Source organism: Citricoccus sp. NR2, from assembly GCF_027594385.1.
In the GTDB taxonomy this organism is placed as follows: Bacteria; Actinomycetota; Actinomycetes; order Actinomycetales; family Micrococcaceae; genus CmP2.
This window is the reverse complement of the sequence record NZ_CP115154.1, coordinates 1,989,956-2,013,188: the sequence shown is the minus strand read 5'-3', so window position 1 is coordinate 2,013,188 and position 23,233 is coordinate 1,989,956. Positions and strand designations below refer to the sequence as shown.

General features: G+C 61.9%; 15 protein-coding genes and 3 rRNA genes. 2 read left to right on the top strand and 16 right to left on the bottom strand.

Annotated features, from left to right (window positions below; translation table 11 throughout):
- The first annotated feature begins 15 nt into the window (after positions 1-15).
- Together O1A05_RS15655 and O1A05_RS15650 are read left to right on the top strand one after the other, a co-directional pair.
- On the top strand, positions 16-543 hold the full coding sequence (locus tag O1A05_RS15655) for a transposase family protein (protein WP_333481979.1): 528 nt from the start codon (positions 16-18) through the stop codon (positions 541-543).
- Positions 544-629: 86 nt separating this feature from the next.
- Positions 630-1,304 carry a transposase gene (locus tag O1A05_RS15650; RefSeq protein WP_333481978.1) on the top strand — a complete coding sequence of 225 codons (675 nt, stop codon included), beginning with the start codon at positions 630-632 and terminating at the stop codon, positions 1,302-1,304.
- A 373-nt stretch (positions 1,305-1,677) separates the two neighbouring features.
- Here the strand turns inward: O1A05_RS15650 and O1A05_RS09470 are convergent, their stop codons facing one another.
- From O1A05_RS09470 to argH, 16 genes are all read right to left on the bottom strand, one after another.
- The gene (locus O1A05_RS09470; RefSeq protein WP_270104970.1) at positions 1,678-2,556 is read right to left on the bottom strand and encodes a hypothetical protein; all 879 of its coding nucleotides are present in this window, start codon (positions 2,554-2,556) and stop codon (positions 1,678-1,680) included.
- 43 nt (positions 2,557-2,599) lie between these two features.
- Positions 2,600-3,592, bottom strand: a complete 993-nt coding sequence (gene xerD / locus O1A05_RS09465; RefSeq protein ID WP_270104969.1) for a site-specific tyrosine recombinase XerD — start codon at positions 3,590-3,592, stop codon at positions 2,600-2,602.
- Positions 3,592-4,206 carry an NUDIX domain-containing protein gene (locus O1A05_RS09460; protein ID WP_270104968.1) on the bottom strand — a complete coding sequence of 205 codons (615 nt, stop codon included), beginning with the start codon at positions 4,204-4,206 and terminating at the stop codon, positions 3,592-3,594. The genes xerD and O1A05_RS09460 overlap by 1 nt, the downstream gene beginning before the upstream one ends.
- A gap of 5 nt (positions 4,207-4,211) precedes the next feature.
- On the bottom strand, positions 4,212-5,891 hold the full coding sequence (locus O1A05_RS09455; protein ID WP_270104967.1) for a CTP synthase: 1,680 nt from the start codon (positions 5,889-5,891) through the stop codon (positions 4,212-4,214).
- A gap of 21 nt (positions 5,892-5,912) precedes the next feature.
- Positions 5,913-7,637: a DNA repair protein RecN gene (gene recN / locus O1A05_RS09450; RefSeq protein ID WP_270104966.1), complete on the bottom strand. Its 1,725-nt coding sequence runs from the start codon at positions 7,635-7,637 to the stop codon at positions 5,913-5,915.
- On the bottom strand, positions 7,630-8,814 hold the full coding sequence (locus O1A05_RS09445) for an NAD kinase (RefSeq protein WP_431521104.1): 1,185 nt from the start codon (positions 8,812-8,814) through the stop codon (positions 7,630-7,632). Before O1A05_RS09445 ends, recN begins: the two co-directional genes overlap by 8 nt.
- 66 nt (positions 8,815-8,880) lie before the next feature.
- The gene (locus O1A05_RS09440; protein ID WP_270104965.1) at positions 8,881-9,687 is read right to left on the bottom strand and encodes a TlyA family RNA methyltransferase; all 807 of its coding nucleotides are present in this window, start codon (positions 9,685-9,687) and stop codon (positions 8,881-8,883) included.
- Entirely contained in the window at positions 9,684-9,848 is a 165-nt protein-coding gene (locus tag O1A05_RS09435; protein WP_270104964.1) for a hypothetical protein, read from the bottom strand. The genes O1A05_RS09440 and O1A05_RS09435 overlap by 4 nt, the downstream gene beginning before the upstream one ends.
- Complete coding sequence (locus O1A05_RS09430) at positions 9,841-10,683, bottom strand: HAD-IIA family hydrolase (protein ID WP_270104963.1); 843 nt, start codon at positions 10,681-10,683, stop codon at positions 9,841-9,843. The genes O1A05_RS09435 and O1A05_RS09430 overlap by 8 nt, the downstream gene beginning before the upstream one ends.
- Positions 10,683-11,342 carry a hypothetical protein gene (locus O1A05_RS09425; protein WP_442867683.1) on the bottom strand — a complete coding sequence of 220 codons (660 nt, stop codon included), beginning with the start codon at positions 11,340-11,342 and terminating at the stop codon, positions 10,683-10,685. Before O1A05_RS09425 ends, O1A05_RS09430 begins: the two co-directional genes overlap by 1 nt.
- 549 nt (positions 11,343-11,891) lie before the next feature.
- Positions 11,892-12,008 (bottom strand): 5S ribosomal RNA (gene rrf / locus O1A05_RS09420).
- 163 nt (positions 12,009-12,171) lie between these two features.
- A 23S ribosomal RNA gene (locus tag O1A05_RS09415) occupies positions 12,172-15,280 on the bottom strand.
- A gap of 586 nt (positions 15,281-15,866) precedes the next feature.
- A 16S ribosomal RNA gene (locus tag O1A05_RS09410) occupies positions 15,867-17,396 on the bottom strand.
- The 16S, 23S and 5S rRNA genes sit together here, the layout of an rRNA operon.
- A gap of 531 nt (positions 17,397-17,927) precedes the next feature.
- Positions 17,928-19,250 (bottom strand): tyrosine--tRNA ligase, encoded by a 1,323-nt coding sequence (gene tyrS / locus O1A05_RS09405; RefSeq protein ID WP_270104960.1) that lies wholly within the window; start codon positions 19,248-19,250, stop codon positions 17,928-17,930.
- A 59-nt stretch (positions 19,251-19,309) separates the two neighbouring features.
- Positions 19,310-21,616 (bottom strand): HelD family protein, encoded by a 2,307-nt coding sequence (locus tag O1A05_RS09400; protein WP_270104959.1) that lies wholly within the window; start codon positions 21,614-21,616, stop codon positions 19,310-19,312.
- A 112-nt stretch (positions 21,617-21,728) separates the two neighbouring features.
- A complete protein-coding gene (argH, locus tag O1A05_RS09395) occupies positions 21,729-23,192 on the bottom strand; it encodes an argininosuccinate lyase (RefSeq protein ID WP_270104958.1) in 1,464 nt (487 codons plus the stop codon).
- Between the last annotated feature and the right edge of the window lie 41 nt (positions 23,193-23,233).

The window sequence follows — 23,233 nt, the reverse complement described above, 5'->3', positions numbered from 1 at the left end:
AGCAGGTGTGATGTCTTGCTTGGTCTGCCCGACCTCCATCTGACCAACGCCAAGGTCACGGACACCGCCGTGGTCCTCGACATCGAGGCCTGCGACTCGCTCACCGGGTGCCCTGGATGCGGCGTGATCGCCACCGGCCACGGACGTGTGAGCGTGTCGTTGATCGATGCTCCCTTCGCAGGACGCCCAACCCGTCTGCGGTGGCGCAAGCACCGCTGGATCTGCCCTGAGCCCGCCTGCGAAGTCGTCTCCTTCCTCGAGCAGAATCCGCAGGTCGCGGCCCCACGCGGCAGACTCACGACCCGCGCAGTGTCCTGGGCGATTCGTCAGCTGCGATACGAGAACGCCTCGATCCAGGGGCTTGCCCGCCAGCTGGGCACGACGTGGAACACCCTGTGGTCCCAGGTCCGACCCCGCCTGGCTGATGCCGCCGCGGACCCTGCTCGTTTCGACGGCGTCGAAGTCCTGGGTGTCGACGAGCCATGTGTGGCATCACGCGAGTCCTCGCCGTCGGGGGCCGAAAGAACTGACCGGCATGGTTGACCTCTCCCGCAGCCGACACCCCACTGCCCGCTTGCTGGATCTCGTTCCGGGACGTTCGGGCACCGTGTACAAGACGTTCGGGCACCGTGTACAAAGACTGGCTCACAGCACGAGGACCCATCTTCCGTGCCGGGGTGCGAGTCGCGACGCTGGACCCGTTCCAGGGGTACAAGAACGCGATCGATGATCAGCTGGAAGACGCCACCTGCGTGCTCGACGCGTTCCATATCGTCAAGCTTGCCACCAGCGCTGTTGATGATGTCCGTCGGCGGATCCAGCAGCAGACACTGGGACACCGGGGACGCAAGGGCGACCCTCTCTACGGCATCCGCACCATCCTGCGGGCCGGACGCGAACGCCTCACCGATCGGCAACGGACACGACTCCACGCAGCGTTCGTTGCGCATGAGGATCATGTCGCTGTTGAAGTCGCCTACCAGTGCGGACAGGACGTGAGGGACATGTTCCACCAGGACACTCTCGTCCAGGGCCGCCAGCTCGCCGCCCACCTGATCGAGGTGCTGCCGACGTGCCCGATCCCGGAGATCGCTCGGTTGGGCAGGACCTTGCGGAAGTGGAAGACGACGATCCTGGCGTACTTCGATACCGACGGTGCCAGCAACGGTGGCACCGAGGCGGTCAACGGGCTCATCGAGCTGGGTCGTCGGATCGCTCGCGGGTTCCGGAACTTCGATCACTACCGGCTCCGCATGCTGCTGATCGCCGGCGGCCTGGATGCCTCAACCCACACTCAACTCTGAAGAGCCGGAAATCTCGACTCGTTCATACGCCACACCGTTGTGCCCGTTCGAGGAGGCATTGTATTCAACGGTTTCGGCACTCTAGCCCTCAGGGACCTCAAAGCTGAAGGTCCCGCCTTGGGACGTGAACGTCTCGGTGGCGGGTGGCTCCTCCGAGGGATCCTACGGCTCCGATTCCGTCGCGGAGGGTTCGTTGTTGGTTGGTTCGGCGGTTCCCGTCACCGTTTCACTCGGATCCGCGTCGGCACCAGCGTCGGACGAGCAGGCGGTGAGCGTCAGCCCGAGAGCGGCACCGAGCGCGAGGACGCTCAACGGCTGTCGCCAGGTGGTTTCGTCCCTCGACCCATGATGGTTCACCTTTCGTTCTGGCGGTTTATTCGTCGATGGGCAGCTCGTCTTCGTCGGGCTGATCGTAGCTCATGGAGGCGAGGATCTCCCGTGTGGTCTGATACCATTCGTTCTCCAAGAACGCCTCCACGGCGTCGTCCCGACCGGTCTCGCCGGTGAGCCCCTCGATGAGCTCCTGATCGAATGAGACGCCGATGAAGCTCGTTTCCCCGGCCCAGGTTCCGGGCAGCGGCGTCCAGTAGGCCCAGCCGGCCAATCGGACGTCGTTGTCCGTCTCGCCGGGTTCGAGGTCCTCGTCCTGGCTGACCACGCTGATGTTCATTCGGTAGTCGCCGTCGTCCCAGCCCACGCCTTCGAGGTCGATGTCCTCGTCCTGTTCACCGAGCCATTCAACGGCAGTGCGCAGGTAATTGTGCTCCCGGTCGTCGTGCAGGGGAAGGTCAGTGAGTTCCTCGACGTCGGCCAGCTCCCAGTGCTGGGAGCGCCAGCCGTCGCCCGAGGTCGGTCCGTTGTGCACCGCACCGGAGATCACGATGTCGCCCTGGGGGCTGGAGATGCGGAAGACCTCGTACGGCGCGCCGTTGTAGTCGACGTTGTCGGTGACGTACTCGGTGGTTTCCGCCGTCCAGTCCTCGGGCACCTCGAAGCTGAAGGTGCCGCCTTGGGTGGTGAAGGTCTCGGTGGCCGACGCCTCATCGGTCGGCTCCTCCTCGGTCGGCTCGTTCTCCGTGGGTTCACCGGTGTCCACCGGAGCGGATGCGGTGGCGGTTTCGGTGACGGTGTCCGTCGGGGTGGGGTCCTCCTCCGGTTCGGAAGCACAGCCGCTGACCACCAGGCCGATGGCGGCAGCCAGCGAGAGCGCAGGCGACCACGGACGCTTGTTCTGTCGGTGAGTATTCACCACGGCGAACCTCCTAGGACGTGATGTTCCTCACCGTACCCACCGGCTAACCGCGAGCGCGAGGGTGGCTCGACGCATAGATTTCGCGCAACGTCTCGGCCGTGACCAGGGTATACACCTGCGTCGTGGTGACCGAGGCGTGGCCCAGCAGCTCCTGAACGACACGCACATCGGCCCCGCCCTGCAGCAGATGAGTGGCGAAAGAATGCCGCAGCGTATGAGGCGACACCTCGACGTCGAGGCCCGCCCGCTCGGCCGCGTTCTGCAGGATGGTCCAGGCCGATTGGCGAGAGAGCCGACCACCACGTTGGTTGACGAACAAGGCGGCCGTGGCGGTGCGTGTGGTGGACTTGCGACGAGAGGAACCGCCCGCTTTGGCGACGATGCCGGGGCGGCCGCGCACCAACCAGGCGTCGAGTGCGGCGGCAGCGTAGGAGCCGAGTGGGACGATGCGCTCTTTGGACCCCTTGCCGAAGAGCCGCACCAGAGCGGGGCCTCGTTGATCGCCGTCCGCGCCCTGGGGGTTCTCCCCGATCGCTGTGCTGATGTCGTCGACGTCGAGACCCACCGCTTCGGAGATGCGGGCCCCGGTGGAGTACAGAAATTCCAGCAGGGCGCGGTCGCGCAGCCCGGCCGGAGTGTCCGTGGACACCGCCTCCAGCAGGGCCGTGACCTGGTCGATGCTCAGCGCCTTGGGCAGCCGCTGGCCCGGCTGCGGTGGGGCCACGTCGGCGGCGACGTCAGCGGTGACCAGGTCTTCGAGCAGCCAGAACCGATGTAGTCCGCGCACCGCCACCAGCGTTCGAGCGGCCGAGCGGGCGCTGAGCGCGCTACCGCCGTCCGTACCGGAGGATACCGTCTGCAGGAAGCCGGTGACGTGGTGAGTGGTGATGGACTCCGGCTCAAGCACCCGCTGGGTGTCCAGGTAGCGCAGGTACCGGGCGGTATCCCGTCGGTAGGCGGCCAGGGTGTTCGCACTGAGACCGCGCTCCACGGCGAGATGGTCCAGATATGCGTCGGTGACCTGCTGCAACGACATCACGGCTGGTCCGGGTCAGGGTTCCTTGTGCGCAGCCGAGCGGCCATGACCCCGATGAGGGTGTTGGCGTTGTGCAAGCGACCGTTCAGCGCGGCGGTGACGGCCTCGTCGAGCGGCACCCAGTGCCGAATCATGTGCGCTTCCTCGGCTTCGCGAGCATGACGCTGCTCGGCCGGGATCTCCTGTAGGCCGCGGGCTAGGAAAATCCTAATCGCTTCCGAGGAGGAACCCGGGGTGGGGTAATGGTCCATCAGCACGGACCAGTCGTTTGCGGACAGGTCCGCCTCTTCAGCGAGCTCGCGACGAGCGGCATCCACCAGTGACTCCCCCGGCACGTCGAGCAGTCCGGCCGGGATCTCCCAGAGCTCGGAGCGCACCGGGTGCCGGTATTGCCGGACCAAGCACACCTGATCCTTGTCGTCGAGGGCCACCACGGCGACCGCCCCGGGGTGTTCCACGAATTCGCGGGTCAGCTGCTCGTCCTCCAGGGTGAACGTCTCACGCTGCACCGACCAGATCGCGCCGCCGAATGCAGTGTGGCGGTCCTGGACGGGTACGGAGCGCGCCACGTCACGCACGGGTGCAGTGTCGCTGTCGTCCAAGGTGTTCGTCATCGAGATCACTGCGTGGCGCGGGCCCGCTGGTAGTCCAGTCCGGCTCGGATCAGTCCGGCGAACAGCGGGTGTGCGGTGGTCGGACGGGATTTGAATTCTGGGTGTGCCTGAGTCGAGACGTAGTAGGGGTGCGTCTCGGTGGGCAGCTCCACGAACTCCACCAGGTTGCCGTCCGGCGAGGTACCGGAGATGCGCAGCCCGGCCTCCTCCAGGCGCTGACGGTAGGTGTTATTGACTTCGTAGCGATGGCGATGGCGTTCAGTGACCTCGGTGGCCCCGTAGGCCTGCGCCACCACGGAAGCGTCTGCGAGGGTGGCCGGGTAGGAGCCCAGGCGCATGGTGCCGCCCAGGTTACCCGCACCCTCAACGAACTGTTCCTGCTCGGCCATGGTGGCGATCACCGGGTCGGAGGATTCGGGATCGAACTCGGTGGAGGAGGCGCCTTCGATGCCCAGCACGTTGCGGGCGTATTCAATCACCATCGACTGCAGTCCCAGGCACAGTCCCAGTGTGGGAATGCCGTGGGTGCGTGCGTGGCGCAGGGCGCCGATCTTGCCGTCCAGGCCGCGCACACCGAATCCGCCGGGTACGCAGATCGCGTCCACGCCGGTCAGTGCTTGTACGGCACCTTCTTCGGTGGCGCAATCATCGGCCGGCACCCAGCGAAGGGTCACGCGCGCATCGTGGGCGAAACCACCAGCGCGCAGCGCCTCGGTCACCGACAGGTACGCGTCGGGCAGGTCAATGTACTTGCCCACCAGTGCAACTTCCAAGGAGTGCTCCGGGTGGTGCACGGCGTCGAGCACGGTATCCCAACGGGTCCAGTCCACGTCCTTGAACTTCAGGTCCAGGGACTGCACCACGTAGGCGTCTAGAGACTGTTCGTGGATGATGCGCGGGATGTCGTAAATGGAGGGGGCATCGGCACAGTTGATGACGGCATCCAGGTCGACGTCGCACATCCGACCGATCTTGTCACGCACGTCGCCGGGCACCGGACGATCCGAGCGGATCACGATGGCGTCCGGCTGGATACCGATCGAGCGCAACGCGGCCACCGAGTGCTGGGTGGGCTTGGTTTTCAGCTCGTGGGATGGGCCGATGTAGGGCACCAGCGAGACGTGGATGAAGAACACGTTGTTGCGGCCCAGGTCCTGGCGTACCTGGCGGGCGGCCTCGAGGAATGGCTGGGATTCGATATCGCCGACGGTGCCGCCGATCTCGGTGATGATGACATCCGGTGCGCTCTCGCCCTCGGCGGGCAGGCGCATCCGGCGCTTGATCTCGTCGGTGATATGCGGGATGACCTGGACGGTGTCGCCGAGGTAATCCCCACGGCGTTCCTTGTCGATCACCGTGGAGTAAATCTGACCGGTGGTGACGTTGTTGAGCCCATCGAGGTTCTCGTCGAGGAACCGTTCGTAGTGGCCGATGTCGAGGTCGGTTTCTGCCCCGTCTTCGGTCACGAAGACTTCCCCGTGTTGGAACGGGTTCATGGTGCCGGGGTCGACGTTAAGATAGGGGTCGAGCTTCTGCATGGTCACGCTGAGGCCGCGTGCGCGAAGCAGGTTACCGAGAGAGGACGCAGTCAGCCCCTTACCCAGGGACGAAGCGACACCCCCCGTGACGAAAATCTGACGGGTAGCAATGGACTGATCCGGGGTGCGCGAGTGTCTTTGAACCACGGACTTTCACTCTACACCCGATTAGGCCCTTGTGAGTAGCTCGCGGGCGTGTTCGCGGGCAGAATCCGAGTCGGCGTGTCCGGCGAGCATGCGCGCCAGCTCGCTGACGCGGTCCTCGCCTTCCAGCACGGTGACGTCGGAGGTGGTGAATCCGGCGTCCACATCGGCGTCCTTGACCACCCTGAGGTGCCGGTCCGCGAAGGCCGCGACCTGAGGTAGATGGGTGACGACGATGACCTGAACGTGCTGCGCCAGCCGGGCTAGGCGTTCTCCGATCTGCACGGCTGCCTCACCGCCGACGCCGGCGTCGACCTCATCGAAAACGAAGGTCGGCACCGGGTCCGTGGCAGCCAGCACCACCTCCAGCGCCAGCATGACGCGGGAAAGCTCACCACCGGAGGCGCCCTTGCCCAGGGGCCGCGGGTCTGATCCGGGGTGGGGCTGCAGCAGCAAAGCGACCTCGTCGGCCCCGTGTGGCCCCGGCTCGGCGGCCGGCTCCACCTGCACGTGGAAGCTCGCTGAGGGCATAGACAGCGCCCGCAACTCCGTGGTGACCTGTTCGGACAGCTGTTCACCGGCGGCGCGGCGCAGCTCGCTCACTTTCGCCGCTTGCTCGGTAACCTCGCCGGCCAGCCGCTCCACATCCTCGGCCAGTTCATCCAGTCGGTCGGTATCGCTGTGAAGCTCATCCAGGCGCGGGCGGTGTGTTTCCGCATAGGCGATGACATCGGAAATTTCCGGGCCGTAGAGCCGCATGAGCCGAGTCAGTTCCGCTAACCGGGCTTGGGCGGCGTCCAGCTCGGCGGGGCCTTCCTCATCCAGTCCGGTGGCGTAGCTGGCCAGCTCCGCGGAAATGTCTGCTAACACAATACCGGCCTCGCCCAACCGCTGGGCGGCCTGGGTGAGCATCTCATCGTCGGGGCCTTGCAGTAGGGCCTGACGGGCCGCCTCCACCAGGGCCTCGGCCGAGGGGGCGTCTAGGTCATCGTCGGAGCCAGACAGCCCGGTGCGGGCGGTCAGTGCGGAGCCGCGCAGTTCCTCGACGTTCTCGAGGCGCTGGATCCGCTGCCGCACCTCTTCGTCTTCCCCGCTCGTCAGTTCCGCTTGATCGATTTCCTCCAGCGCCCGTTGCAGGGCGTCGGCTTCACGAGCCCGGTCCTGCTGGTTCTCGGAGATCTCGGCCAGCAGTGTCTGCGCTTCGCGCCACTGCCGATACAGGTCGGTGTATTTCTGAAGGGCACCGGCCAGCTCGGACCCGCCGAAGGAGTCAAGGGCGTGCCGCTGAGCCGCTGTGGAACGTAACCGCAACTGGTCGGTTTGTCCGTGCACCGCCACTGCTTGCGCACCGAGCTCACCGAGCAACGCCACCGGGACCCCACGGCCACCAGCGGTGGCCCGCGAACGGGTGGATCCCGCACTGTCGGTCATGCTGCGGGTAATCACCACGGAAGCTTGTCCCTGATCGCCGGTACCCTCGTCACGGTCGACGACGCCGCCAGCCTCTTCGGTGGCGTTCAACGCCGGGTGGTCAGCCCGTAGCGCCAGACCTGCTTCTACACTGGCCCGGTCCGCGCCCCGACGGATGGCCCCGGCATCGGCGCGGGCACCCAAGAGAAGGTTCAGGGCGGTCACCACCATGGTCTTACCGGCACCGGTTTCACCGGTCACCACCGTGAAACCGGGGTCGAATTCGACGTGCGCCTGACCAATCACGCCAAGAGAGGAGATCGACAGGTACTCAAGCATTCTCTTCGTCCTTTCGCGCTTCCGCCCGGAGCAGCTGTTCCCGAGTCACCAGGGGCACCTGTTCGTCGGCCTTGCTGAGCACGGGCAGGGCGGCGGTCGGCGGTGGCACCACACCCGGGCGTGGGGCCAGGTGATGCGGTTCGACCACATGCACGCCCCGAGAATCCGCCATATGCTCTTCCCAGGCTTCGGCCTCCGCTCGCGCCAGATCACGAGCGGCCATCTCGGCCCGGTCGGCGTCGGAGACGTTGCCGCGCCACCCCTGCGTGGGCAGATCGAACTTGCGCACCAACCGCTCCGAGAACGGGGTGGCAGTCAGCCGTGCCAACCGCACCGGCTTGGTGGACCGGGTGACTTCCACCCGCGCACCCAAAGGCAATTCCACGGTGCGACGCCCATCGCACCACAGCACCCCAGACTCATTGGTGCGCTGTAACACGTCAACGCTGATCACCGATTCCGGTGACACCACCAGCGGTCGCGAGAACAGCGCGTGCGCAGACAAGGGCACCATCAGTAACGCCTGTACTTCGGGCCACACCACGGGGCCGCCGGCTGAGAACGCGTAAGCGGTGGACCCGGTGGGGGTGGCCAGCACGACCCCATCACAGCCATAGGTGGAGATCGGTCCGCCGTCAATGGCGATCACGACCTCCAGCATGCGCTCCCGGTTAGTCTTCTCGATCGAGGCCTCGTTCAGCGCCCAGGTGTGTGCCACCAGATCCGAACCCGAGAACACCTTCACGTCCACGGTGAGGCGTTCCTCCACCCGGTAGTTCTCGTCGACGACGGCCTGAACGGTCCGGGCAAGATCGGTCCGCTCGGACTCGGCCAAAAAGCCTACGTGTCCTAGGTTCACGGCCAGTAGTGGCAGGGACGATTCGCGCACTAGCTCGGCGGCACGCAGCACCGACCCGTCACCACCGAGCACCACGCCCAGAGAGATCTCGGCCAGCGTAGTATCGCGTCCCAGCACCTCGACGTCGACCATCTCGTGCTGGACCGCGCCCGAAGCCACAGCCTCGCGCGCAGCGTTGGCGTCACGTTCGAGCATCACCGGAGTCAGGCCGGCTTCCACCAGCATCGAGGACGTTTGTAACGCGGCTCGCATCGCATCTTCGCGACCCGTGTGGGCCAGTACCAGTATGCGACGGCGCATCATCGTTCCTCTCGTCATCGGTCCGCGAACTCGGGCTAGATCCTGCTGTCCCAGGGTATCCCGATCGGCGGGGCCTGCCGAATGCTATTCCCCCGCGTCCGCCCAGTCGATGTTCTGGGCGTGCAACCACGCCTCTGTGGAGGAGCCCTCACCAGCGCTATTCTGACGCAGGTGCAGGAAGAATTCGACGTTGCCGTCCTGGCCGGGAACAGTGGAGCGCGCCGCGGCAACGGGCAGCAAACCGACGTTCCGGGCGGCCTGAATCACGCCGCGCACTGCCCCCTGACGAGCAGCCGGATCCGTGACGACGCCGGTGCGCGGCAGGGCCCTACGTCCCACCTCGAACTGTGGTTTGATCATCAGCACCAGGTCCGCATCGCCGCGACACATCCCGGCTAAGGGCTCCACGACCAGCTGTAGCGAGATGAAGGACAAATCCGAGACCACCAGGTCTACAGGCCCGCCCACGCTATCCGGGGTGATGTCCCGGATGTTGAGTCCTTCGTAGACGTCGACGCGCTCATCATTCCGAAGCGAATCGACCAGCTGGTCGTGCCCGACGTCGACGGCGAGCACCCGCTGCGCGCCGCGGCGCAGCAGAACGTCGGTAAATCCGCCGGTGGAAGCGCCGGCATCCAGGCAGCGAAGCCCGGCCGGGTCGATCTCGGAGAAAACGTCGAGTGCGCCGGCGAGTTTGCGGCCGGCCCGCGAGACGTAGCGTGGCTGGTTATCGGTCAACTCGATGCGGGCGTCATCGGCAACTTTAAGGGAGGGCTTCGACGCCGTCGTTCCGTGTATCGTCACGACGCCGGAGGTGATCAGGTCTGTTGCCTCGCTCCGGGAGCGCGCCAGACCCCGCTCGACCAGAACGCGGTCCAGGCGCTGCGTCACGAGGACGATCCCGTTCCGGGCAGGGTGTCCTGTTCATTCATCATCGCGGTGAGCTCGTCCAAGACCGACCGATAGGTTTCGAGTTCGTCAGCGGGACGCATGTCCTCAGAACCGGCGAGACGTTGCACGATTTTTTCTGCACGCTGTTGGTATTCATTCATGGGTTCTTGCCTCATCCAGCAGGTCGGTAAGGCTCGGAACGATATGGGTCGGGGTCCTCAGCTCATCGACTTCAGATGCGTCAGTTCTCTGGTGGATGCCGGTCAACACCAAGGCCGTGTCGAAACCCGCGCGATTGCCGCCCTCAATATCGGTATCAAGTCGGTCCCCCACGACAAGTGGACGCGTCATCCCCCACCGGCGCGCAGCCAGCTCGAACATGACCGGTTCAGGTTTTCCTGCGCTGAGATCGGGACGCCGCCCACAAGCGGTTGCTACTGCGTTGACCAAGGATCCATTGCCCGGCGCACGGCCTTCGGCACGAGGAATCGTGAGGTCCAGGTTCGTGGCGATCCACACCGCTCCGTTCTGGATGGCATAGCTGGCTTGCGCCAGAGTGTGCCACCCCAGGGACGGGTCAAAGCCCTGGATCACCGCTGCTGGCATCGTGCACGCGTCAGCTGTCACTGCGTAGCCGGCTTCGGACACCAAGGTGGCGAGGTGCTCGGATCCCGCGACGAGCACTGCCGGTCCTCCCCCGGCTGACTCCCCCTGGGGTGGCACCTCTTGACGTAGTAATTCGACGCCGGCGCTGGCGGAGCCGAACACCTGGTCATTGTCAGACACCATCACACCCAGCGCGCGCAGATGTCCCGCCACCTGTGCCGGCGACCGGGAAGCATTGTTCGTAACGAATGCGACCGGCACGCCAGCGCTGATCAGTACGTTCAGGACGTCGACGGCACCGGGAATGGCGCCGTTACCTGCGTATACGACTCCGTCGAGGTCGCAGAGCAGTCCGTCGTAGCCGCCGAAGAACGTGCTGGTGGCGCTCATCAATTCTCCTGGGACTCCTGTGTCTCCGGTTTTGCGTCCCGATCCGCTCCACGACCGCGTGCCGGAGGAATGATGTCACGTGCTCTGGGATGATCGCGGTTTGGTTCACCGTCAAAGTCAACGATCTCCGGCTCGGCAAAGAATCCTTGACCAAGCGCTTCCTCGGCCGCCAACGCGAGGCGGCGCCACCGACCGCTTTCATCTCCCCGACCGCTGGCCTCCAGTGCATCGGCGTAACTGGAGAACAATGACGGGCTATACGAGAAAGCCTTCTTGGGGTTAAGTTCAGGGATCTCCAGGGCAGAAACCGCAGCAGCATAGTTGCCCAAGTCGTCATGAATTCCGGACACCACGAGTGCCAGATCGACGCGCCCGGCTGCAGACAACTGAGTGAGATCGGCTTCGCTTGCAGATTCCAGCGCCTTTTCGGGACGTCCCAGTGCACGCTCACAGTCGACGATCGCAGCCAAGTGCTGCTGGTCGCCTGTAATTCGGCGATAGGTGCGGAATTCCCGCAGCGCCTCGGCATAGTCTCCGGCCGCATAAGCAGTCAGTGCAACCGCTTCGCGGACACATCCGATACGGCCACCACGACGCGAGGCAGCCAAGGCGTGTTCAAAAGCCAACTGCGGATCGACCTGGAGAAGCCGTCCAGCCATCACGAGATGTTTAGCCACCCAAGGCTGGTTTTTCTCGTCGAGGGAACCAATCTCCCTCAGTACGGGACGGTCGAGCTCCTTGCCCGTAACATCTTCGTCGATGTCCGGGGAGCGACCACGATCTGAACGATTCGCGCTGCGCAGGTCACGAGGGTTAAGTACCTTCTCCCGAGGAGCGTCGTCGCGCCGCCAGGCCTGCTTTCCATCGCCGTGGCTTCGAGAGGAATCGCCGGAACGGTTCTTATTGAAAGGACGCTTACCGCCACGCTGATCTTGGCCACGTTTGAATGATGACCGCTGACCTTGGCCTGCACGTGCGGAACCCTGTCGACCACCCTGCGAGCGGCCGGAACCTGATCGGTTCTCCATTAAAGGAACATCCTCTCCTTGGACTCGGGTGTGTAAACAGTTACACCCATGAACTTCAATCTAGAATACCCGAGCACCGCAGTTGCGCTCGGGCCTCTGGAGAGCACAGATAGTGCTTAACTGCTTAAATGGGTGGGGCCCAGTACAACACCGTACTGGGCCCACACCACTCAAAAAAATGTCCGGCGGCGACCTACTCTCCCACACGCTCCCGCATGCAGTACCATCGGCGCAATGAGTCTTAGCTTCCGGGTTCGGAATGGGACCGGGCGTTTCCCCCACGCTATGACCGCCGTAACTCTACCAACCACACCCCAAACAAGGAGGCGGGTAAAACCAAGGCATGCTACAAACACACACTACACTCTATCCAATTACCAACACACAAACCCAACGGGCTGGTGTTCACATAACCATACAGTGGACGCAAACAACGCTTGTTACCTACAAGTGAAAAATTGTGATTAAGTCTTCGGTCTATTAGTACTGGTCAGCTCCACACGTCTTTAGTCCGCGCTTCCACACCCAGCCTATCAACCCAGTCATCTACTGGGAACCTCACACAATAAATTGTAAGGAGAACTCATCTCGAAGCCGGCTTCCCGCTTAGATGCTTTCAGCGGTTATCCATCCCGAACGTAGCCAATCAGCCATGCACCTGGCGGTACAACTGACATACCAGAGGTTCGTCCGTCCCGGTCCTCTCGTACTAAGGACAGACCTTCTCAATTCTCCAACGCGCGCAGAGGATAGGGACCGAACTGTCTCACGACGTTCTGAACCCAGCTCGCGTACCGCTTTAATGGGCGAACAGCCCAACCCTTGGGACCTACTCCAGCCCCAGGATGCGACGAGCCGACATCGAGGTGCCAAACCATGCCGTCGATATGGACTCTTGGGCAAGATCAGCCTGTTATCCCCGAGGTACCTTTTATCCGTTGAGCGACGGCCGTTCCACAACGAGCCGCCGGATCACTAGTCCCGACTTTCGTCCCTGCTCGAGCTGTCACTCTCACAGTCAAGCTCCCTTGTGCACTTACACTCAACACCTGATTGCCAACCAGGCTGAGGGAACCTTTGGGCGCCTCCGTTACCATTTAGGAGGCAACCGCCCCAGTTAAACTACCCATCAGGCACTGTCCCTGACCCGGATCACGGGCCGAAGTTAGATGTTCACTATGACCAGAGTGGTATTTCAACGATGACTCCACCCCCACTAGCGTGAGGGCTTCACAGTCTCCCACCTATCCTACACAAGCCATACCGAACACCAATACCAAACTATAGTAAAGGTCTCGGGGTCTTTCCGTCCTTCTGCGCGTAACGAGCATCTTTACTCGTAATGCAATTTCGCCGAGTTCACGGTTGAGACAGCGGGGAAGTCGTTACTCCATTCGTGCAGGTCGGAACTTACCCGACAAGGAATTTCGCTACCTTAGGATGGTTATAGTTACCACCGCCGTTTACTGGGGCTTAAATTCTCCGCTTCGCCACACAAGTGCAGCTAACAGGTCCTCTTAACCTTCCAGCACCGGGCAGGAGTCAGTCCATATACATCGTCTTACGACTTCGCATGGACCTGTGTTTTTGATAAACAGTCGCTTCCCCCTGGTCTCTGCGGCCCTGACCCGCTCCACCCAGCAAGTAGGTGTCACAGTTGGGGCCCCCCTTCTCCCGAAGTTACGGGGGCATTTTGCCGAGTTCCTTAACCATGATTCTCTCGATCGCCTTAGTATTCTCTACCTGACTACCTGTGTCGGTTTAGGGTACGGGCAGTGTCAACCTCACGCCGATGCTTTTCTAGGCAGCATAGGATCACCAGATCTCCCACATCGTGGGAGCCCATCAAGTCTCAGGCACACGCCCAGCGGATTTACCAACCAGACACCCTACACTCTTAGACCGGGACGATTCCATTGCCCGGCCTGGCTACCTTCCTGCGTCACACCTGTTAATACGTTTGCCTCCCCAGTTCAGGTCCCACGCTCCCCTGCCACGTCACCCCGAAGGGTGATCTAGGCAGGTTCGGGTGGTTAGTATCACCAGATCAGCATGGACGGTTTACCACCGGTACGGGAATATCAACCCGTTGTCCATCGACTACGCCTGTCGGCCTCGCCTTAGGTCCCGACTTACCCAGGGCAGATTAGCTTGACCCTGGAACCCTTAGTCATCCGGCGGACGGGTTTCTCACCCGTCTTTCGCTACTCATGCCTGCATTCTCACTCGTGCACATTCCACCACCAGTTCACACTGCGGCTTCACCACGTACACGACGCTCCCCTACCCAACAAACCAAACGGTTCATTGTCACGGTTTCGGCGGTGTGCTTGAGCCCCGCTACATTGTCGGCGCGGAATCACTTGACCAGTGAGCTATTACGCACTCTTTCAAGGGTGGCTGCTTCTAAGCCAACCTCCTGGTTGTCTCAGCAACTCCACATCCTTTCCCACTTAGCACACGCTTAGGGGCCTTAACCGATGATCTGGGCTGTTTCCCTCTCGACTATGAAGCTTATCCCCCACAGTCTCACTGCCGCGCTCTCACTTACCTGGCATTCGGAGTTTGGTTGACGTCAGTAACCTTGTAGGGCCCATCAGCCATCCAGTAGCTCTACCTCCAGGAAGAAACACGCGACGCTGCACCTAAATGCATTTCGGGGAGAACCAGCTATCACGGAGTTTGATTAGCCTTTCACCCCTACCCACAGCTCATCCCCTCAGTTTTCAACCTAAGTGGGTTCGGTCCTCCACGTGCTCTTACACACGCTTCAACCTGGCCATGGGTAGATCACTCCGCTTCGGGTCCAGAACACGCGACTCAAACGCCCTATTCAGACTCGCTTTCGCTACGGCTACCCCACACGGGTTAACCTTGCCACGTATCACTGACTCGCAGGCTCATTCTTCAAAAGGCACGCCATCACCCAGACACAAGATCCAGGCCCTGACGGATTGTAAGCACATGGTTTCAGGTACTATTTCACTCCCCTCCCGGGGTACTTTTCACCATTCCCTCACGGTACTGATTCACTATCGGTCAGTAGGAAGTATTTAGGCTTACCAGGTGGTCCTGGCAGATTCACACGGGATTTCTCGGGCCCCGTGATACTCGGGAAACACACCAGCAGCGCAACGCAGACCAACTACGGGACTTCCACCCTCTACGGTCAGGCAACCAAACCTGTTCGTCTCAACGCGCACCAACTGCAACAGGCCGGCAGACCCATCACGCATGCTCCCACAACCCCTGAAACGCAACCCCTGCCGGGTATCACACGCTCCAGGTTTAGCCTCATCCGCTTTCGCTCGCCACTACTCACGGAATCACTGTTGTTTTCTCTTCCTGCAGGTACTGAGATGTTTCACTTCCCTGCGTTCCCTCCAACTGGTCTATGTGTTCAACCAGCGGTCACACGAACACGCTAACGCGTCGTGCGGGGTTTCCCCATTCGGACATCCTGGTATCAACGCTCGGTTATCAACTCCACCAGGCTTATCGCAGATTCCCACGTCCTTCATCGGCTCCTACTGCCAAGGCATCCACCATGTGCTCTTAACAACTTAGCCACAAAACACTAAGCCATCATCATAAATAATGAGCTAAAAACAACCACACACCACACACAACCAAACCACCCCAAAAAGAGGCCGGCCAGCCATGATGATGATGCGGTCATCACACAGATAACAAACAAATACTCTCGACAGACACACACCACTCAAAGCAGCATGTGTCACAAAAATAAGATGCTCGCGTCCACTATATAGTTACCTAAACAACAACCCACACACACCAACCAACCCACCAAAACCAGTAGGCCAGCCCATGCGACAGGCAAAACTAGAACAACCATCGTTCCAGCAAAACCATTTTTGCCAGTCCTGTTATCCCAGGACCCAATAGTGCACCAAAGAAACCCACCTAACACCACGACCAACAACCCACAGCCTCCACACCCGACACTCAAAAGAGCATCAGTAGTACTACCAGGATCGCCAGCCATGCACTTAGCACGGCACAAAGAATGTTGATGTTCCACCCATGAGCAGTCACTGCCACCACACACTCGGCGATGAAACAGGACAACACCCCAACACCACCAGGCCACCACCAAGGCGACCCAGCAAAAACGTGTTGAAGAAAGCTCCTTAGAAAGGAGGTGATCCAGCCGCACCTTCCGGTACGGCTACCTTGTTACGACTTAGTCCCAATCGCCAGTCCCACCTTCGACGGCTCCCCCCACAAGGGTTAGGCCACCGGCTTCGGGTGTTACCAACTTTCGTGACTTGACGGGCGGTGTGTACAAGGCCCGGGAACGTATTCACCGCAGCGTTGCTGATCTGCGATTACTAGCGACTCCGACTTCATGGGGTCGAGTTGCAGACCCCAATCCGAACTGAGACCGGCTTTTTGGGATTAGCTCAACCTCACAGTATCGCAACCCATTGTACCGGCCATTGTAGCATGCGTGAAGCCCAAGACATAAGGGGCATGATGATTTGACGTCGTCCCCACCTTCCTCCGAGTTGACCCCGGCAGTCTCCCATGAGTCCCCGGCATAACCCGCTGGCAACATGGAACGAGGGTTGCGCTCGTTGCGGGACTTAACCCAACATCTCACGACACGAGCTGACGACAACCATGCACCACCTGTGAACCAGCCCAAAAGGGAAACCATATCTCTATGGCGATCTGGCACATGTCAAGCCTTGGTAAGGTTCTTCGCGTTGCATCGAATTAATCCGCATGCTCCGCCGCTTGTGCGGGCCCCCGTCAATTCCTTTGAGTTTTAGCCTTGCGGCCGTACTCCCCAGGCGGGGCACTTAATGCGTTAGCTACGGCGCGGAAAACGTGGAATGTCCCCCACACCTAGTGCCCAACGTTTACGGCATGGACTACCAGGGTATCTAATCCTGTTCGCTCCCCATGCTTTCGCTCCTCAGCGTCAGTAACAGCCCAGAGACCTGCCTTCGCCATCGGTGTTCCTCCTGATATCTGCGCATTTCACCGCTACACCAGGAATTCCAGTCTCCCCTACTGCACTCTAGTCTGCCCGTACCCACTGCAGACCCGGAGTTAAGCCCCGGGCTTTCACAGCAGACGCGACAAACCGCCTACGAGCTCTTTACGCCCAATAATTCCGGATAACGCTCGCGCCCTACGTATTACCGCGGCTGCTGGCACGTAGTTAGCCGGCGCTTCTTCTGCAGGTACCGTCACCCCGAAAGGCTTCTTCCCTACTGAAAGAGGTTTACAACCCGAAGGCCGTCATCCCTCACGCGGCGTCGCTGCATCAGGCTTGCGCCCATTGTGCAATATTCCCCACTGCTGCCTCCCGTAGGAGTCTGGGCCGTGTCTCAGTCCCAGTGTGGCCGGTCACCCTCTCAGGCCGGCTACCCGTCGTCGCCTTGGTGAGCCATTACCTCACCAACAAGCTGATAGGCCGCGAGTCCATCCAAGACCGATAAATCTTTCCACCTTCCACCATGCGGTGAAAGGTCATATCCAGTATTAGACCCAGTTTCCCGGGCTTATCCCAGAGTCAAGGGAAGGTTACTCACGTGATACTCACCCGTTCGCCACTAATCCAACCCCTGCAAGCAGGAGTCTTCATCGTTCGACTTGCATGTGTTAAGCACGCCGCCAGCGTTCATCCTGAGCCAGGATCAAACTCTCCGTAAAAAAAAATACAAAAAGAAAAAGGAAACGCACCAGCCGGAAAAACCAGCACGCCCCAAAATCCCAGCAAAAACTCCCCTGAGAGCGACGAGGCACCCCAGGAGAAGTAATTACCAATAAATAAAATTGGCATCAACAAACTTGGCACACTATTGAGTTCTCAAACAACAGGAGCTTTGCAACTTTCACGACCCGTTATTTCGGCGCGTTTCCGTTACCAGCGATTTTCAACTCTATTTCCTCTTTGTTCACCTTGTCAAATCGGCTTTTCGCCGTAGTTCTCGGTGAAGTGGAGGTGAGCGACGGGTTTCAACTCTAGCAGATAATCTGCCGTAGTTGTCAACCTGTTTCTCGGAGTTGGTCACGGGCACTTTTCCGGGCTGTTCGCCCCGTGCTGCCTTGCGACATAGATGACTATACACACGATTCTGAGGAGGAACAAAATCGGCGGATTTCTGCGGTTCTGATTTCTCAGATCCGCGGAAATCCGCCGATTTTCTGCTGACAGTGCGCCCGATGACCACACAATGTGATTCAGGCCTCAGATTCGAGGCTCACCATAGCCATATTCTTCTTGCCACGGCGCACCAGAAGATGCCGGCCATGAAGAGCCTGGTTGGAACCGAAACTTTGAGCTTCGTCGGTGATCTTGACGTTGTTCACGTAGGCGCCGCCATCTTTGACGGTCCGCCGTGCCTCGGAGTTGGATCCGACCAGTTCCGACTTCACCAACAGATCAATGATCGAGTGATCGTCGGTAGCAGGAAGAACGACGTGATTCAGTTCGGTGCCCACCGCGGTCAAAGTATCTTCGTCAATTCCTTCGAGCTCTCCCCCACCGAATATCGCGGCCGAAGCATCGATGACTTTCTGGGTTTGCTCCTCCCCGTGCACCAGGGACGTGACTTCCCACGCTAGTCGGCGCTGCGCTTCACGGCGGAAGGGTTCGGTCTCCACTTTCTGCTGGTACTCCGCGATTTCATCGCGAGTCAGGAAAGTGAACACTTTGAGGCGGTCTGCCACATCGGCATCGGCGGTGTTGAGCCAGAACTGGTAGAACGTGTACGGCGAGCACATCTCGGGGTTCAGCCAGATGGCGTTGCCCTCAGACTTACCGAACTTGGTACCGTCCGCGTTGGTGATCAGCGGGGTACCAATGGCGTGCACATGCTGACCTTCGACCTTGCGCACCAACTCGGTACCGGAGGTGAGGTTGCCCCACTGGTCCGAGCCACCGGTCTGCAGCACGCAGTCGTAATCGCGGTGCAGGTTCAGGTAATCCAGTCCCTGCAGGATTTGGTAGGAGAATTCGGTGTAGGAGATTCCCTCTTCCGAGTTCAGACGCTTCGCTACGATCTCTTTTTTGATCATGGTGCCCACTCGGAAGTGCTTACCAATGTCGCGCAGGAAATCCAATGCGGACAGGCCACCGGTCCAGTCCAGGTTGTTGACCATCCGCGCGGCATTGTCCCCATCGAAGGAGAGGTAATTGCTGACCTGGTTGCCGAGAGATTCGACCCACTCGGACACGACTTCCTTGGTGTTCAGGACGCGCTCGGAGGTCTGACGAGGATCACCGATGAGTCCGGTGGATCCGCCCACCAGGCCCAGGGGCTTGTGGCCGGCCAACTGTAGGCGTCGCAACAGCAGCAACTGCACGAGGTGACCCAGGTGCAGGGACGCTGCGGTGGGATCGAAACCACAGTAATAGGTGATCGGATCGCCGGCCAGAGCTTCTTCCAGCGCGGCCTCATCAGTGGAGACGTGGACCAGGCCGCGCCACTTCAGTTCCTGCCAAATATTGGGGAACGAGGGATCATTAGCCTGCCGGGACAGGACGGGCGATGCAGTACTCACGTTGTGGAATCTATCAGGACTCGTTGCGGACGCGGGTTCGCTGGTCGGTGTGTTGCGTCTCAGTCTTCTTCGATGACCACCGCGCGCAGCCCGCGCGGTAGCTCTGCCGGCGGACAGCTGGCCAACACTCGGAGGGTCTGGGTGGCGCGGGTCATGGCGACGTAGAGGTCACCGATGACCCCGTCGGCGTCGTCGATCATCTCGTGGGGTTCCACCAGAATCACGGCGTCGTATTCCAACCCCTTGGCCTGATGTGCGGTGACCAGGGCGACGTCACGATCGGCGCGTGCCATACCGCCGGTCCAGAGTCGCTCGGGCATGACGGCGGCGAGCTTCTCATGGATGGCTGCGTAGCTAGCGGTGGAGGCGATGACACCAATGAGTCCCCCTGGCGACAGGGCGCCATCGGTCTGAATGCCCTCGACGACGGCGTCGGCCAAATCCGGTGCGGCAATGGTGCGCACCACGGGATCGTGCTCACCGGCACGGAGAGCTTCCGGGGTGGCGATGGTCATCCCGGCGCCGCGAGCGACGTCGGTGGCCAGAGAAGTGATCTTCTCCGGGGTGCGATAGTTCACGGTCAGCTCGTTGAGGGTGTATCGCTCGCCCACGAACGGGGCAAGGATCTGCCCCCAGGAGGAGTTGTTGGCGGCCGATGAGGCCTGGGCCATGTCACCGACGATGGTGAAGGACCGCATCGGGCAGCGGCGCATCAGCAGTCGCCACTGCATGGGTGAGAGTTCCTGGGCTTCGTCCACCACGACGTGGCCGAAGGTCCAGGTGCGATCGCTGCGGGCCCGTTCGGCCGCGGAACGGCGCTCAGGAGTGACCGCCTGCGCGTCGGCCACGGTCTCGGCATCCAGGCTGCCACCGACCCCAATGTCTTCCAGCACCTGCTGGACGTTGTCCAGGGCGGCGCGGGCGTTGTCGACGTCGCGCTCGCGCTGGCGCTTCTCGGCACCGGCCTGGGCGGCGCGGGCGACATCGTACTCGCCGAGTAATTCGGCGGCCTCATCGAGCAGGGGCACATCGGATTCGGTCATGGGTGCGTCCGGGTCACGCAGCAGCAGCTGACGCTCGTCGTCGCTAAGCTGTGGGGCTAGCCGGGCGAGCAGCTCGGGCTTGGAGAACAGGTCCGAGACCAGTTTTTCCGGCGTCATGGGCATCCAGCACAGGTTGAGCAGGATCCGGACCTCACGGGACTGGCGAACCTCTTCCAACAGGTAGGAGCGGTCGGCTTGGTTTTTGCCGCCGGAGCCGTCCTGGAGGATCTCTTCCATCTGCTCGGCGAGCTTCTTCACCATGATCTTCACGAAGGTGGCGCGGGCCTGGTTATGCGGTTTTCCGGTGGCGCGAGCTTTGTCGCGGGCGCGGCGGATCTGGCCGGGACGCACCGTGAGCGTGGTTCCCTCGACCGTGACACGGCGCTTGGCGGGGATGAGACGCTGACGATCGGCCACGGCGTCCGCAATCACCTCCGCCATATCGAGCCGCCCTTTGATCGCGGCGGCCCGCCGGGAGGTTTCGGGGACAGCGTCGATGCCCGGCATTAACCGAGCCAGAGAGCTCATCACTACGCCGGTCTCGCCCAAGGAGGGCAGCACCTGATCGATGTAGTTCATGAACGCTTGGGAGGGGCCCACCAGTAGCACGCCGGCCGAGGCGAGGCGCTCCCGGTGGGTGTAGAGCAGGTAGGCCGCCCGGTGCAGGGCAACAGCAGTTTTGCCGGTACCGGGGCCGCCCTGAACCACGTGGACTCCAGGCAGGTCGGCGCGGATGATGGCGTCCTGTTCGGACTGGATGGTCGCGACGATGTCGCCCATCTGGCCGGTGCGTCGGGCGGTGACGGCGGAGAGCAGTGCGGCCGAGACGGTGGAGTATGAGTCGGCGTTGTCGGCGTCGGTCTCGGAGAGGACATCGTCTTCGATCCCTACCACGCTGCGCCCGCTCATCAACAGGTGACGACGACGGCGCACCGACTGCCGCTGGAACGCGGTGGCCTGGTAGAACGATGCTGCTTCCGGCGCACGCCAGTCGACCAGCAGCCGCTGTTGCTCTTCATCGGTGAGTCCGATGCGTCCGACGTAGCGGGTCTGTTCGTCGTCGAGGTCAAGCCGGCCGAAGGCGAGTCGATCGTCGACAGCGGAGAGCTGGGCGAGACGGTCCTCGTACAGGGTGGCGAAGGCGTCACGTTCGGATTGGTTCTGCAGGGAACCCTGCAACCCGGAGCGGCGGACCTGGGAGAGTTGCATTCGCTTCTCATCGCGCAACTGGTCCAGGCGCACATAGAGCGTGGCCACATAGTCCTGCTCCGCGGCCAGCTCGGCCTGATAACGATCGCGAACTGCCGAATCGGCCCCAGTCATACTCGAATCATCCCGTCCCGAAGTGTCACAACGAGCACCTATCCTACCGGTTGCCCGGTGAATGGAGGGTGTCGCCAGAGTGAACCGGGCGGTGAGGCTGGCCTGATGAGACTCAGCGGTCCAGCACTCCCGAGGGGTTGGAGGCGGCGAAATCGCGCACCGGAGCCAGCTGGCGCTGCAGTTCTTCCAACTGCGCAGCGACGGCGTCGGGCCCGGTGCCACCCTGGGAGCTGCGCGAGCGCAGGGATCCTTCGGTGGTCAGCACGGTGCGCACGTCGGGGGTGAGGTGTTCGGAGACGCCGGCGTACTCGTCGTCGGTGAGGTCCCAGAGTTCCACGCCGCGGGATTCGGCTAGCTTCACGGCTTCGCCCGAGAGTTCGTGGGCCATACGGAAGGGCACGCCCTGCCGGACCAGCCATTCGGCGATGTCGGTGGCCAACGCGAAGCCTTGCGGTGCCAGTTCGGTCATTTTCTCGGTGTTGAAGCGCAGCGTGGCGATCATCCCAGAGACGGCCGGTAGCAACAACTCCAGGGTGTCAGCGGCGTCGAAAACCGGTTCCTTGTCTTCCTGCAGGTCGCGGTTGTAGGCCAAGGGCAGCCCCTTGAGGGTGGCGAGCAGCCCGGTGAGGTCACCGATGAGGCGTCCAGATTTGCCGCGGGCCAGCTCGGCGACGTCGGGATTCTTTTTCTGCGGCATGATCGAGGAGCCGGTGGAGAAGGCGTCATCGAGGGTGACGAAGGAGGCTTCCTTGGTGGCCCAGAAGATGACTTCCTCGCTGATGCGCGACAGGTTGACGCCGATCATGGCGGAAATCCAGGCGAATTCGGCAAAGACATCGCGGGCGGCGGTGCCGTCGATCGAGTTCCAGGCTGCGGAATCGAAGCCCAGATCGGCGGCGACGGCGTTCGGGTCCAGTCCCAGCGAGGAGCCGGCCAGGGCGCCGGAGCCATAAGGTGACACCGCGGCACGGGCGTCGAAGTCGATGAAGCGCTGCACATCACGCAGCATGGCCCAGGCGTGGGCGAGTAGATGGTGGCTCAACAGTACCGGTTGGGCGTGCTGCAGGTGGGTGCGGCCCGGCATCGGCGCATAGGGGTGCGCTTCCGCCTGCGCGATGAGCGCGTCAATGGTGTCGAGCACACCGACCGAGATCAGTCGAGCGTGGTCGCGCAGGAACATCCGGCCCAGCGTGGCGATCTGGTCATTCCGGGAGCGGCCGGCGCGCAACTTGCCGCCGAGGTCCACCCCTGCGCGTTCTATGAGGCCGCGCTCCAGGGAGCCGTGGACATCCTCGTCGGATTCAGCAGCGACGTAGTCACCGGAGACGACATCGGCTTCGAGGCGGTCCAGGGCCTCGATCATCCCGGTCAGCTCGTCATCGGTGAGTAGGCCTGAGCGATGCAGCACGCGAGCGTGGGCGCGGGAGCCGGCGATGTCGTAACGGGCCAGGCGCCAGTCAAAATCGGTGGACTTGCTCAGCGCGGCCAGGGCATCGGCGGGCCCACCGGCGAAACGGCCTCCCCACAGGGATCCCTCGTTGGTGCCATGGCGGTCCGGCTGCGTGGATGCGGTCATCGTCTCAGTATCCTTCGAGCTGTGGGGTGGTGATGAGTCGG